9 protein-coding genes and 1 pseudogene are annotated in these 13021 nt (G+C 67.5%); 4 read left to right on the plus strand and 6 right to left on the minus strand.

Going from position 1 to position 13021, the window contains the following annotated elements:
* Positions 1-45: 45 nt before the first annotated feature.
* The 4 genes from coaA to EDD92_RS28385 all read right to left on the minus strand — a co-directional run bounded on the left by coaA (position 46) and on the right by EDD92_RS28385 (position 7830).
* Positions 46-1014: a type I pantothenate kinase gene (gene coaA / locus EDD92_RS28370; RefSeq protein WP_185124446.1), complete on the minus strand. Its 969-nt coding sequence runs from the start codon at positions 1012-1014 to the stop codon at positions 46-48.
* 103 nt (positions 1015-1117) lie between these two features.
* Positions 1118-2065: a CbrC family protein gene (locus EDD92_RS28375; protein WP_260326801.1), complete on the minus strand. Its 948-nt coding sequence runs from the start codon at positions 2063-2065 to the stop codon at positions 1118-1120.
* Between the two features lie 448 nt (positions 2066-2513).
* The gene (locus tag EDD92_RS28380; protein ID WP_123966961.1) at positions 2514-2903 is read right to left on the minus strand and encodes a hypothetical protein; all 390 of its coding nucleotides are present in this window, start codon (positions 2901-2903) and stop codon (positions 2514-2516) included.
* On the minus strand, positions 2896-7830 hold the full coding sequence (locus EDD92_RS28385) for an RICIN domain-containing protein (RefSeq protein WP_123966962.1): 4935 nt from the start codon (positions 7828-7830) through the stop codon (positions 2896-2898). The genes EDD92_RS28380 and EDD92_RS28385 overlap by 8 nt, the downstream gene beginning before the upstream one ends.
* Positions 7831-8126: 296 nt before the next feature.
* Here EDD92_RS28385 and glmS point away from each other — a divergent pair, with 296 nt between their 5' ends.
* Complete coding sequence (gene glmS / locus EDD92_RS28390; protein WP_123966963.1) at positions 8127-9974, plus strand: glutamine--fructose-6-phosphate transaminase (isomerizing); 1848 nt, start codon at positions 8127-8129, stop codon at positions 9972-9974.
* Here the strand turns inward: glmS and EDD92_RS28395 are convergent.
* Together EDD92_RS28395 and EDD92_RS28400 are read right to left on the minus strand one after the other, a co-directional pair.
* On the minus strand, positions 9935-10144 hold the full coding sequence (locus EDD92_RS28395; RefSeq protein WP_123966964.1) for a DUF397 domain-containing protein: 210 nt from the start codon (positions 10142-10144) through the stop codon (positions 9935-9937). The genes glmS and EDD92_RS28395 overlap by 40 nt on opposite strands.
* An 8-nt stretch (positions 10145-10152) precedes the next feature.
* A complete protein-coding gene (locus EDD92_RS28400; protein ID WP_123966965.1) occupies positions 10153-10989 on the minus strand; it encodes a helix-turn-helix transcriptional regulator in 837 nt (278 codons plus the stop codon).
* Between the two features lie 177 nt (positions 10990-11166).
* On the opposite strand from EDD92_RS28400, the gene EDD92_RS28405 reads away from it, so the two are divergent.
* The 3 genes and pseudogenes from EDD92_RS28405 (at position 11167) to EDD92_RS28415 (ending at position 13021) form a co-directional block, all read left to right on the plus strand.
* The gene (locus tag EDD92_RS28405) at positions 11167-11583 is read left to right on the plus strand and encodes an ATP-binding protein (RefSeq protein ID WP_123966966.1); all 417 of its coding nucleotides are present in this window, start codon (positions 11167-11169) and stop codon (positions 11581-11583) included.
* A gap of 104 nt (positions 11584-11687) precedes the next feature.
* Positions 11688-12558, plus strand: a pseudogene (locus EDD92_RS52470) (hypothetical protein).
* A gap of 82 nt (positions 12559-12640) precedes the next feature.
* On the plus strand, positions 12641-13021 hold the full coding sequence (locus EDD92_RS28415; protein ID WP_260326803.1) for a hypothetical protein: 381 nt from the start codon (positions 12641-12643) through the stop codon (positions 13019-13021).

Raw genomic sequence — 13021 nt, forward strand, 5'->3', positions numbered from 1 at the left:
GCGGGTTTAGCAGGCGGGTTTAGCAGGCGGGTTCAACAGGCGGGTCTACAGCTTGCGCAGCCGCAGGCGCTGGACCTTGTGGTCCGGGCCCTTGCGGACGACCAGGGTGGCCCGGCCGCGGGTCGGGGCGATGTTCTCCACCAAGTTGGGCTTGTTGATGGTGCGCCACTGGGTGCGGGCGTACTCGAGGGCCTCCTCCTCGGACACCTGCGTGTACTTGCGGAAGTACGAGTGCGGGTCCTGGAAGGCCGTCTGACGCAGTTTCTTGAACCGGTTGAGATACCAGCGTTCGACGTCCTCGGCGTGCGCGTCCACGTACACGCTGAAGTCGAAGTAGTCGGCGAGACCGACGCGGGTGCGGCCGTCCTTGCCGGGCAGGGCGGGCTGGAGGACGTTCAGGCCCTCGACGATGAGGATGTCGGGGCGGCGGACGACGAGCTTCTCGCCCGGGACGATGTCGTAGATCAGGTGGGAGTAGACGGGGGCGGTGACCTCGTCCTTGCCCGCCTTGATGTCGGCGACGAAACGGGTCAGGGCCCTGCGGTCGTAGGACTCGGGGAAACCTTTGCGCGACATCAGGCCGCGGGCCTGCAGCTCCTTGGTCGGCAGCAGGAAGCCGTCGGTGGTCACCCGCTCCACGCGCGGGTGCTCGGGCCAGCGGGAGAGGAGGGCCTGCAGCAGACGGGCAACGGTCGACTTGCCGCAGGCCACGGATCCGGCGATCCCTATCACGAACGGGGTGCCGGACTGGGAGCCCTGCTCGCCGAGGAAGGTGTTCAGGGCGCCTCTGAGGCCGTCGGTGGCCCCGACGTAGAGGTTGAGGAGCCGGGACAGCGGCAGGTAGATGTCCCGCACCTCGTCGAGGTCGATGACGTCACCGAGGCCACGCAGCTTCTCGACCTCCTCGGCGGTGAGGGGGAGCGGCGTCTTCTCACGCAGCGCGCTCCACTCCGTGCGGGTGAGGTCGACATAGGGAGTCGCCTCCGGCCTGGGCCGGTGGGCGCTCCGGGGCATCGAGGAGACCGGTGAGATCACAGTCCATTGTTAACGGAGTTTGAACGGGGGTGTGGGGTGGGGTCGGTCACGTTGTTCCGTGATCAAGCTCTTGGGGGCGTGTTCACGTGAAGTCGGCGTAGGCGAGGTGGGCGCCGCAGGCCCGGCATCGGAAGAGGTATGCGGTGGGTTGGCCGTTCTTGTCGAGCGAGCCGAGAAAGTCCTCGACCTGGTCGGGTGGCCACCCCCACTCGGCACACCTCCGACGGAGGTCGTCGACCGCGTCCGGGAACGCTTTGAGTTCCCTGGTCCCGGCGTGGCCGAGGAAGGCGGCGCCGTCGCCGCAGTGGGTCAGCCAGGTCGGGGACTGCCAGGCGAGGAACCCCGGCGTGCGCTTCAGGACGGCCGTGATGACGTGCTGGGGTACGTCGCCGTCGATGGTGTCCGTGAAGGAGGCGTCGTAGCGCGCGTCGGCTGTGCCGAATGCGATGCAGTACGGGCAGATACCGGTGTCGGGGGCGTCGGCGGCGTATACCGGGCCTGTGTAGACCCACCCGCGTTCCTGCCTGCAGCACGCACATGCCTCGTCGGAGGCCGTTACGGAGCCGGTGGCCACCGGGTTCGGGTGGTACGGGAAGTGCGGAAGGACGGGCCGTCGGCGGGTTTCCGGCCGTGGGGCGATGGTCTGCGCGATCGCCTGGCCGGTCAGGGCGGCGGGCGGCACCACGATCGCATCTACTCGGAGGGGCTCCGGCAGGTGTTTCCGGTCGGCCTCGTTCGGCAGGATCGCCGGGCAGTCCAGGAGCAGGATCACCGCGCCTGTGCGGCGGGCGAGTTCGGCCACGCGGTCGAGGATCGCGCCGGTGGAGAAACGGGTGAACGTGAGCCACTCGGAGTCGCCGTAGACCTCTGAGTCACCTCCGTCCTCGGCTTCGAGATCCCAGGACTCAGGCAGACCGGAGGCCGGCATGCCGCCGACTGTGACGGGGCCGAGTACGTCCCGTATCGCCGTCTCGTCCATGGGGACGGCTTCTCCGTCGATGAATCGGCAGACGTACATGCTGTAGCTCACGGGGTTCCCTGCCTCTGGCTGGATCTTCGACCGGGTGGTCGTCGCTCAGTTGCCCTTCTCGACCAGACCGATGGCCTCCGGTAAACCGGCGGCGAACGCCGTGTGCGCGGGGTCGGTCTCCTCGCGGGCGTCTTCCCGGAAGAGGCGGATCAGCTCCTGCTGGTCCTCGTCGGGCGCCCGGTAGTACCTGCCACGGCCGGCTGTTCCTAGACAGGCAGAGTTCGTCGGGAAGTCGAGCCTGCGGACGCACGCGCCGGCCTGGCTGCCGGCGAGGGCGTTGAGGTGTCGTACGTAAGCGGGGAGACCCGCGTGGTGCAGCTCTCGATACCTTCTTCGCCAGCGCGTGCCAGGGCGATGACTTCCTCCGGAGCGGGGTGGCCCGTCGGATACCAGGAGCGGCCGGACAGCATCGGGAGGCCCCTTCGTGAAGGGGCCTCCCGACCAGTTCTCAGCGCGTTCCCCGCAGGGGGCCGAACCATGATGGATCGTCCATCGCGCCCTCGTCCTCATGCCACTGTGGAGGCGCCGAGACGACGAAGCTCCTCAGGTCACCACCCAGCAGGAACAGACGTCCGGGCTTGACTTCCACCCCGTAATCAAGGCCTACCTTCCGGCATTCCTCATCGTCGGCCCGGCGGATGACCAAGCCGTCGTAGTCGGGACGGAGAAGCATGAGATCGACGTTGGCGAAGTAGATTTCGATCCGGGTGTCCGGCGGCCTGTCCCGGCTACTGCGGAGGAGCAGCCTGCGATGACCGACGGTGTACTGCCAGACCTTGAAGTGCCTGTCCGATCGGAACATCTCGGAACCGGCGAACTCCGGCGTCACCTCATCCATTCAGAGCGTCCCAGTTCGGTTCGGGTATGCTCACTACTTTGCCCTCTTTGTTGTAGAAGGTGATATTGCGCCACTCGAGGTTTTCCATCTGTATGTGGAGACCAATCTGGCCCATTTCCCACTGAGTGGCCGCCCAGTCGCCCGAGCGCCAGGCCTTGTAGGCGAGCGCATACTGCTCAGCCGGGGTATCTCCGTCGAAACCCTTCAGGCTGACCGCGACCTTGCCGTTGTTGCGCAGGACGTTCGTCACCTCGGTCATCCACAGGGCGATCGGCTTCCCGTTGGACCTGCCGACCACTTCCGCGTATGCGTCGCCGTTGAAGGTGTAGCCCCCCTGAATTTCCTTGGCCAGCGCTTCCGAGTGGTCGCCGATTCCGAGCACCATGGTTCCGGTCGGGCAACCATTTGTGTTGTGCACCAGAACCGGCGTCGTTCCGGCCAGCACATAGTAGGTGTGGAGGCTGTCGACAGTGAGGTTGTAGGCGGAGTGAAGCCGCTGGTAGCGGTGGACGCCGAGCACGGTGACGGTCGCACCACTGCTGGTACGCAGCGTCTGCCCGGGCCGGAGGTCGCCTCCGTCTATCCAGCGATGGGCGCTGGGTGACCAGAAGGGATGGTGCTGCGTGGCGGTGATCCGCGCATGCCCGACGTCGATCGTGATGTCGGCGAAGTCGGTGTCGTCCGGCGTATAGATGGTGCGGGAGACGGTGTGGGTTTCGGTGCGGCCGCTTTCAGGATCAGTGGCGAGAACCGCATCGCCGATCCTGACGTCCTTGATCTCCTTGGTCGTACCGTCGGCCATCAGCACACGCGTGGTGCCGGGGAAGCTGTTGCCGGTGCACCACTTCCGCGCCTTGCCGAGATCCTCGAGCGCCTTGGCACCGATCCCGGCGATGGCCTCGTCGGACAGATGGAGCGCGCGAAGGGCTTTCCACGCGTCGGTGAAGCCGATGCCGGTCTTGGCAGCTGCGTCCAGAGCCTTGACGGCACGCGCGATCGGGTCGAGGAGGCCTTCGACCGGGACATACGTGGCGAGGCTCCACGCGCAGGCGGTCTTGCTACCGTGCCAGCAGTCCATCAGGTCTTCGGCGAAGAAGGAGAACAGGATCGATCCGGGCACATCGCCGAAGAGGCTCTGCCATCCGGCGCGGACGATGTCCTTGCCGGAGAAGTGGTGCGACCAGCCCTCGATCTTGACGTTCTTCAGCGTCGTCCGCTGGAGGAACTGCCACGCCGATTTCGGGCATCCGTCGGCCGTGGCCTGGGCCTTGTCGTCGGTGCACAGGTAGAAGTCGGCCTCGTAGGTGACGACCAGGTCGTACGTCGCGTTGCAGCCTTGGAAGGCCGCATCCGGCATCCCCGGGCAGGTACCGATTTGCTTGCTGCTGACGATCTGGACGGTGGACTCGTCCGGAACGGCGAACACACCGGGAATGCCGGTACCGGACCCCTTGGACGCCTCTTTGTTGGCCTCCGCCCTTTCCGTCCTGTCGGCCGCGTCCTGGGCTTCCTTGGCGTATTTGGCGGCGTCCTTGGCGGCTTGTTCGGCTTCGGTTGCGGCGGTGTCGGCGCGGGTGGCGGCGGCTCGGGCGTCCTTGGCGTCCTGTTCGGCCTGGGTGGCTGCGGAGCGGGCGGCGGAGGCGTCGAGTTCGGCGGCGTCGGCGCTGTCTCGGGCGTCCTTGGCGTAGCCCTCGGCGTTCCCGGCCGCCTTGTCGGCGGCTGCCGCGTCCTCGGTGGCCTGCTTGTCGTACTCGATGGTGCGGGCCAGGGATGCGGAGGCCGCCGCTGCGGCCTTGGCCGCGTCGGCCGCGTAGCCGAGGGCTTGCTTGGAGTAGGTGCGGGCGTCGGCGGCGTACTTGGCGGCGTTGGCCGCGTGCTGGTAGGCCTCCTTGGCGTCGCCCTTGGCCTGGTCGGCGAGGTTCTTCGCCGCGTCGGCCTCGGCGGCGGCGTTCTTGGCGTGCGCGTCGGCGACGGACTGCTGCTGTTCCGCGATCGTCTTCGATGACTGACCCGTCAGCACGACCAGACCGGCGGCCGAGTCGGTGTCGACGTAGGGGGAGCCGAGCTGGATCGCGTCGTTGGCGGGGTTGGCGACCTGCTGGGCCGCTTCGCCCGCGTCCACAGCCGCCTGCGCGGTGACGTGCGCGAACCCGGCTGCCTTGGCGGAGGCGGCGAGCGCGTTTCCGGCTTCCTTGTTCGCGGCGTCGGCCTGGGTCTTGGCGTCCTTGGCGTGCTGTTCGGCCTCGTCGGCCAGCTTCACCGCGGTCTTGGCCTCGGTGGCGGCGTCCTGGGAGGCCTTGATGGCGTCGGCTGCGGCACTGGTGGCCGTCTTGACGGCCGCGTCGGCCTTCAGCTTGTCGGCCTGGGCGGCGTCCGCGTCGGAGCGGGCGCGCTTCGCGGCGGCTTCCGCCCGCGTCGCTGCGGCGTCCGCGTCGGCCGCGGCCTGCGTGGCGGCATCGGCCTCCGAACGGGCGCGGCCGGCCGCGGCCTCGGCGTCGTCGGCGTGCTTGTCGGCGTCGTTGGCGGCGGCGCGGGCGGCGGTCGCGGCGTCCCCGGAGTCCAGGGAGTCGGCGTAGGCGTCCTTGGCGTCGGCCTTGGCGCGCGCGGCATCGGCCTTCTGCTCGGCGTCCCACGCGTCGTCGCGCATCGCCTTGGCGTGGTCCTTGGCCGTGACCGCGTCGTCGCGCTTGCTCTCGGCGGTCTTCTCGGCGGCCTCGGCCTTGTCCTTGGCGTCCTTCGCCTTCGTCGCCTCGGACTCGGCGTTCCTGCGGTGCTCGGCGGCCTCGGCCCGGCTGGCGGCGGCGTTCTCCTTCTCCGCCTTGGCCGTCTTCTCCTCGGCCTCCGTCGCGAGCCGCTTGGCGTGCGCGTCGGCGGCGGCCGCCTTGGCGGCACCTTCGGCCTTCACCGCGACGGCGAGCTTGGCCTCCGCGGTCTCCTTGTCCTTCTTGGCGTTGTCCCGGTGCACCTTGGCCGCGTCCGCCGCGGCCTTGGCCTGCAACTCCGCCGCCTCGGCGGCCTTCTTGCGGAACTCCGCCTTCGACTGCGCCGCCTGCGCCAGGGCGCGCTGCGCGATGGTCGCGCTGTCCCCGGCCGCGGCACGGGTCGCGGCCTCCGCCGTCTCACCGGCCTTCTCCAGCGCCTGAAGTGCGGCAGCCGCACCCTTGGTGACCTGGTCCTTCTGCAGACCGACCAGCAGACCACGACCCCGCGGAGCACCGGCCGCATCAGCGATGCCGTACGCCGCCTGCAGCGCGGTGTCCGACGTGGTCGCGGCCTTCTGCCCGGCCGTCAGCTGCGCCTTGAGTACGGCCAGCTGGCTCTTCGCGGCGCTCTGGGCGGCCGTGAGACCGGCTTTGGCCTTGGTGAACTGGGCCTTGTCCGGGTAGCTCAGGCTGTCGTCGCCGGTGTGCCCCTCGGGGACGAGGCGGAACTTCTGCGCGGAGGAGCCGTTGCAGGTCGACAGCACGGCGTCTTTGCTGTTGTCGAACGTCGGCAGGTGCAGGCACTTGCCGGTGGCCGCGTTGCGCAGCTCGCCCGCCGAGCGGACGTCGAACTTCCACTGCTGGGCCTTGGCGCTGCCGCAGTCGCGGATCTGGATCTTCGTGCCGTCGGCGTTGTTGCCGTTCAGCACCTCCAGGCACTTGCCCGAGTTGACGTTGCGCAGGGTGTAGCCACCGTCGTAGGAGGCCCACAGCTGCCACTTCTGGGCACTGCCGCCGTTGCAGGTGTAGACCTGGACCGGGGTGCCGTTGGTCTTGCCGGCGCCCTGGACGTCGAGGCACTTGCCGGAAGCGCCCGGCACCTGGATGACCAGCGGGGCGTCACCGATGTAACCGATGCCGCCGGGGGACCAGTAGTCCTGCCAGCGGGTGATGTGGTCGGCGACCCAGGACTGCCCCAGCATGTCGGAGAGGGCCTTCGCACCCTTGGCCAGGGCGTTGGTGGCGTCCTTGTTGGCGTTGACGATCTGGTTGCGCTGCGTGGCCTGCGAGGAGATCTCCTGCTGCCACTCGCCGGCCGCGGTCGTCGTGACGTCGTCGAGAGCCCGGTCCGGGTCGAGCGGGTCACGCCACGCGCACGAGGCGAAGCGGGTCTTCATGTCCTCGACTGCGATGCGGTACTCCGGCGTGCCCGGCTGCGGGGCGGTGCGCGGGAAGCCACCCGAGGACAGGAAGATACGGGCGTCGTCGGCGCCCATGTCGGCGTTGCTGAAGCCGTGCATCCACTCGAACGCGTTGTGCTCGTTGAGCGCCTGCTTCCAGTCGGGCCCATGCGGGTCCGGGTCCTGTGCGTACAGCGGGTTGCCGAGATCGTCGACGGCCTTGACGGTCTTGGCGTCGGCCTTGGGGGTCGAGTCCTCGTAGAAGTCGCCGTCGTTCTTCCAGAACCGGTCGGCGACCCAGGTGGTCAGACCCGTCTGCTCGTAGAAGGTCTGCTTGCCGTCGCCCGGTGACCCGGGCGGCCAGTGGAAGTCCGTCTCGGTGAAGCCGACCGGGGTGTTCAGGCCCGACAGGGGCTTCTGCCATCCGTCCCGGGCGGCAGCGAGGTCGTCCAACTGCTTGCCGGCGGCTTCGCGGTCGCTCTTGTAGGCGCCCGCCAGCGGCGTCTGCTCCCAGTGGTTGCGGTTGGCGAGGACGTGGAGTTTGTCCGCCGGCTGGTTCAGTCCGTCCTGCGCGGTCGCGGCCATCGACGGGCCGCCCAGTCGCAGGACCTCGCTCATCAGGCACTGGTCCTGGCGCAGTTGCTCGGCGGCCGTGTCCTCGTACCACGGGTCCGAGTCGCTCACGGGCGCGGCGTTCTGCGGGATCGAGCCGGGCTGGACGGCCAGACCCGCCAGAACGGCCAGTGCGGCGACGGATGTGACTGCGGAGGTGAGCTTCTGTGATCTTCGTTTTCCGGGCAGGCGGAACCATGGTCTGGGGTGCAAGGTGGCATCCCTTTCTGCGTTCAGTCGGGGGTGCGGCCGGAAAAGGCGTATGACGGCATGGCGACGCAACCCCTCCCCCTGAGCGACGGTGTCCCCCCGGTCGCTGGTTGGTGCGCGTGAAGGCGGAATGGTCAGGTTCCGGCTATACGCGGCGACAGCATAGGCATGTACACGCGGAACCGCACAAGGTTTCGCTTCGGCTGGATCGCTGTGAGCCTTCGCACCCCGGTGGGAATTTCCGAATCCGGGCAAGCGGAGGGCGGTTTCGGGGGCCGTCGGATCGTAGGCTGCCGGGCATGTGCGGAATCGTGGGATACGTGGGGTCGCAGTCGGCGCTCGATGTCGTGATGGCCGGACTGAAGCGGCTGGAGTACCGGGGGTACGACTCGGCGGGCGTCGCGGTGCTCGCGGATGGCGGGCTGGCAGCAGCGAAGAAGGCCGGGAAGCTGGTGAACCTGGAGAAGGAGCTGGTGGAGCGGCCGCTGCCGACGGGCTCGACGGGGATCGGGCACACGCGGTGGGCCACACATGGCGGGCCGACGGACGCGAATGCGCATCCGCATCTGGACAATGCGGGGCGGGTCGCGGTGGTTCACAACGGGATCATCGAGAACTTTGCTGTGCTGCGGGCCGAGTTGGAGGAGCGGGGGCATGACCTCGCCTCCGAGACGGACACCGAGGTGGTCGCTCATCTGCTCGCCGAGGAGTACTCGTCCTGTGCCGATCTGGCGGAGGCCATGCGGCTCGTCTGCCGGCGGCTGGAGGGGGCGTTCACCTTGGTTGCGGTGCATGCCGATGAGCCGGATGTGGTCGTGGGGGCTCGGCGGAACTCCCCGCTCGTGGTGGGTGTGGGGGAGGGTGAGGCGTTCCTGGCGTCGGATGTCGCCGCATTCATCGCCCATACGCGGTCGGCGATCGAGCTGGGGCAGGACCAGGTCATCGAGTTGCGGCGTGACGGGGTGGTGGTGACCGGGTTCGACGGGGCTCCGGGTGACGTGCGCTCGTACCACGTCGACTGGGACGCCTCCGCCGCGGAAAAGGGCGGCTATGACTACTTCATGCTCAAGGAGATCGCCGAGCAGCCGAAGGCAGTCGCCGATACGTTGCTGGGTCGCATCGACGCCGGTGGTTCGCTGACGCTGGACGAAGTGCGCATCAGCGCCGCCGAGTTGAGGGAAGTCGACAAGGTCGTCATCGTCGCCTGCGGTACGGCTTTCCATGCGGGGCTCATCGCCAAGTACGCCATCGAGCACTGGACGCGGATTCCCTGCGAGGTCGAGCTCGCGAGTGAGTTCCGGTACCGGGATCCGATCCTCGGTGCACGGTCTCTCGTCATCGCCATCTCCCAGTCCGGCGAGACCATGGACACGCTGATGGCGCTACGGCATGCGCGGGAGCAGGGCTCCAAGGTGCTGGCCATCTGCAACACCAATGGGTCGACGATTCCGAGGGAATCGGATGCGGTGCTGTATACGCATGCGGGGCCGGAGGTGGCCGTCGCCTCGACCAAGGCGTTCCTGACGCAGTTGGTGGCGTGTTATCTCGTAGCCCTGTATTTGGGGCAGGTGCGGGGCACCAAGTGGGGCGACGAGATCGGGGCCGTCATCCGGGATCTGTCGCAGATCTCCGGTGAGGTCGAGCGGGTGCTGGAGACCATGGAGCCGGTACGGGAGCTTGCGCGGTCGCTCGCCGGCAAGGACACGGTGCTGTTCCTGGGGCGGCATGTGGGGTATCCGGTGGCGCTGGAAGGGGCTCTGAAGTTGAAGGAGCTCGCTTACATGCATGCCGAGGGGTTTGCCGCCGGGGAGTTGAAGCATGGGCCGATCGCGTTGATCGAGGACGACATGCCGGTGGTGGTGGTCGTGCCCTCGCCCCGGGGGCGGTCCGTTCTCCACGACAAGATCGTGTCCAACATTCAGGAGATCCGGGCGCGAGGGGCGCGGACGATCGTGATCGCGGAGGAGGGGGACGACGCGGTGGTGCCGTACGCCGACCATCTCGTACGGATCCCTGCGACGCCGACGTTGCTGCAGCCGCTGGTGGCCACCGTGCCGTTGCAGGTGTTCGCGTGCGAGTTGGCGACGGCTCGCGGCAATGAGGTGGATCAGCCGCGGAACCTGGCGAAGTCGGTGACGGTGGAGTAGTTCTTCACGCCGTCGAGGAAGGCGGAGAAGGCTCCGGCCGGGAAGGTGAGGGTTGCCCTGGCCGGGGTCTTTGAGTCGCGGACGGCTATGTGGGTGGGGGAGTTTGCGATCTCCACGCAGGCGTTGCCGTCGTCAGGGCCTGAGTAGGAAGACTTCCGCCAGTTGTCCATGGAATGCCTCACAGCTCCTTCGCCAGCCGGTAGATGAAGTCACGTGAACGTTCGGGTTCGAGTGATACAGCTTCTACTTTACGGAAGCGCGTTCGAAAGACGCCGAGCTGTGCTTCGGAGTCGATGAAGGCCGAGCCGTGGGGTACGTCGCGCACGACGGTGTCCAGTTTGGGGAGGGGGCCACCGACGTACGTCATGGTGCTGGCTGCTCGGCCGAAACCGTCCAGATCGAACGGGATGACGCGCACGGTGATGTTGTCGGTTTCGGAGAGTTCCACGAGTTTTGTGAGTTGAGCGCGGGCGGCGGCTCGGTCGCTGACCCTGATGCGCAGGGCGCACTCGTGGATCACCAACTCGTAGGGGATGGTGAACTGCTGGCGTTGCATTCGGTGGCGCAGGCGCAACTCAAGTTCCTCGTGGGTGAGTTCAGGTACCCGAGCGGAGAAAACGCCGCGGGCGTAGTCCGCCGTCTGCAGCAGGCCCGGAACGTACAGGATTGCTACCTCGCGCATGAATGCGGCGTAGTGCTCCAGTTCGGCGAGGTCCAGGAACGACGTGGGCAGCAGGCCTCGGTACTCCTCCCACCAGCCCCGTGTCCGGTCCGTGGCCATCCCGATCAGGGCGTCAATGAACTCTTCGTCCGTGCAGGCGTAGTGAGACGCGAGGCGGCGCAGTCGCTGCTCACTCACGCCGACGGCGCCGGTTTCGATCTGGCTGATCTTGACGCGATTCACCCCAACCAGCGCTGCCGCTTCGAGGGCGTTGAGGCCTGCCGCCTCGCGGAGTCTGCGCAGCTCAACCCCTAGCCGCATCTGACGCGCAGTCGGTTCCCGCCTCTGGACCATCAGTTGCTCCTTCTCGTTCGGGGGCAGATTACGCGACCCGCTTGCTAGGGGTTACGTGTACCCCATACTGTCGGTGATGCAACGCACACGCTGCGGAAGTGCACCGCTCCGTCCCGCCATGCCGGTTGCGACGATGCCACCGCCGCCAATCCCCCACCACCGAACCGGAGTTGACGCATGCCCGAAAACGATCCCGAACCCTGGGAGTACTCCCTCTCCATCCCGAACGACCTCAGAGCCGTCACCGTCAGTCGCCGCACCCTCCGCCTGATCCTGACCGTGCATGGACTGATCGGCCTGGTCGATGTGGCCGAGCTGCTCACGGCGGAGTTGGTCTCGAATGCCGTACGCCATACCAAGGGGCCCGTCGCCCTGCGGGTGCGCTGGTCGGCGGGTGCGCTGTGGATCGGGGCGTGGGATGCCGATCCCGAACCGCCCGAACCCCCGGGGTGCTTCGAACGGCCCGACGAGCTGGAGGAGGGGCGCGGGCTGGCGCTGGTCAGGGCCTGCGCTGACCTGTGGGGTTGGCAGCCGCAGGCTCGGAACGGCAACCGAGGCAAGTACGTGTGGTGCCAACTGACCGCGGCCGCGTGAACGTTTTCTCGCCCCTCGAAAGGGTGAACGCATCGCGATCGCCCGGACAATCCATCCCTTGATCCACCTAGGTTGCGCACATGGTCACATCGACTCACGAGGGCATGCATCGGATCTTTCAGGAGCGGCCCGAGATCCTTTCTCCTGTGTTCGGGGTGCTGGATGTCCCGTTACCCGAGAAGGCGACGGTGGACGCCGTCACCACAGACGTGACGGAGACCCGGCCTCTGGAGCGGCGTGTGGACACCGTGCTGCGCGTCGGGCCGTCCGATGGCGAGGACTTCCTGCTCGCCATCGAGTCCCAGTCGAAGAAAGTTCCCGGCAAGGAGGCGAGTTGGGCGTACTACGTCGCCTACCTCCAGGCGAAGTACAGCTTGCCCGTGCTGCTTCTAGTGGTCTGTCAGGACAGAGCCACCGCCAAGTGGGCGGCCGGTCCCTTCGACTGCGGTGCGCGCGGCTGGACGGTTCAGCGGACGTATCCGCTTGGTCGTCGGCCCGGACAACCTGCCGGTGATCACTGACGCCCGGACCGCGGCGAAGAACCTCGCACTGGCTGCGCTGTCAGCCCTGGCACACGCCCGCAGCGCCGAGTGCGGCGCCATACTGGACGCCATCGGCAGCGCCCTCCAAGAACTCCAGGAAACGGACCCCGAGACGGCCGGGTACTTCTTCGACTTCCTGGAAATCAACCTGGGGGACACCCCAGCCGGAGAGAAATGGAAGGACATCATGTCGTTCGTCAGCTACTTCCCCGGCCGGGGGACGGTCCGCGAAACCGCCTACCTGGAAGGCAAGGCCTCGATGATCCTGCGTGTCCTGGAGAAGCACGGCATCGCCGTTCCCGAGGACACCAGGGAGCGCATCATCTCGTGCACTGACCTCGACACCCTCACCCTCTGGTTCGACCGTTCCCTGACAGCCACAGCGGCCGAGGACCTGTTCGCAGAGGACCCGGAGGCTCCGGGCCAGTCCTGAACAGGCGTGAGCGTTGACGGACCTGCAAGACCATAAGCAGACTCTGAGCCCGGAGCTGCAAGAGGAAATCTCAGGCATCTCCATGTCGCTCGCGGCGGCCATGGCCTTTGGGCTCGCACCCAAGAAGGCCACGGCCGAACTACACAAAAGGTTCAAGGAGATCCTCAAGCGGGACGGGTTGTCTCCCTGGGAGATCGCGTATCTGCGGGGCAAGATCGAGAAGTGGCCGCCGGGATACGCCGAGCAGTGGGCCGCCGGGTACGCCGAAGGCAGAGCCGCAGTCAGGGCGGAAGGGATCCTGTCCGCATTGGAAGCACGAGGCATCGCCGTACCGGCCAATGTGCGCGAGCGCATCGCCTCGTGCACCGACCTCGACGCTCTCGCCCTCTGGCTCGACCGCTCCCTTACGGTCACGACGGCCGACGACCTGTTCGGCGAGGGCGCGGAGGCTCCCCCGGAATAG

This window comes from Streptomyces sp. TLI_185 (genome assembly GCF_003814765.1).
Taxonomy (GTDB): domain Bacteria; phylum Actinomycetota; class Actinomycetes; order Streptomycetales; family Streptomycetaceae; genus Streptomyces.

Bases quoted from the DNA above. Each gene is read 5' to 3' on its own strand.
- glmS (WP_123966963.1), top strand. From the start codon at position 8,127: ATGTGCGGAATCGTGGGATACGTGGGGTCGCAGTCGGCGCTCGATGTC.
- EDD92_RS28380 (WP_123966961.1), bottom strand. From the start codon at position 2,903: ATGGATGAGGTGACGCCGGAGTTCGCCGGTTCCGAGATGTTCCGATCG.
- EDD92_RS28400 (WP_123966965.1), bottom strand. From the start codon at position 10,989: ATGGTCCAGAGGCGGGAACCGACTGCGCGTCAGATGCGGCTAGGGGTT.
- EDD92_RS28395 (WP_123966964.1), bottom strand. From the start codon at position 10,144: ATGGACAACTGGCGGAAGTCTTCCTACTCAGGCCCTGACGACGGCAAC.
- EDD92_RS28415 (WP_260326803.1), top strand. From the start codon at position 12,641: ATGTCGCTCGCGGCGGCCATGGCCTTTGGGCTCGCACCCAAGAAGGCC.
- coaA (WP_185124446.1), bottom strand. From the start codon at position 1,014: ATGCCCCGGAGCGCCCACCGGCCCAGGCCGGAGGCGACTCCCTATGTC.
- EDD92_RS28405 (WP_123966966.1), top strand. From the start codon at position 11,167: ATGCCCGAAAACGATCCCGAACCCTGGGAGTACTCCCTCTCCATCCCG.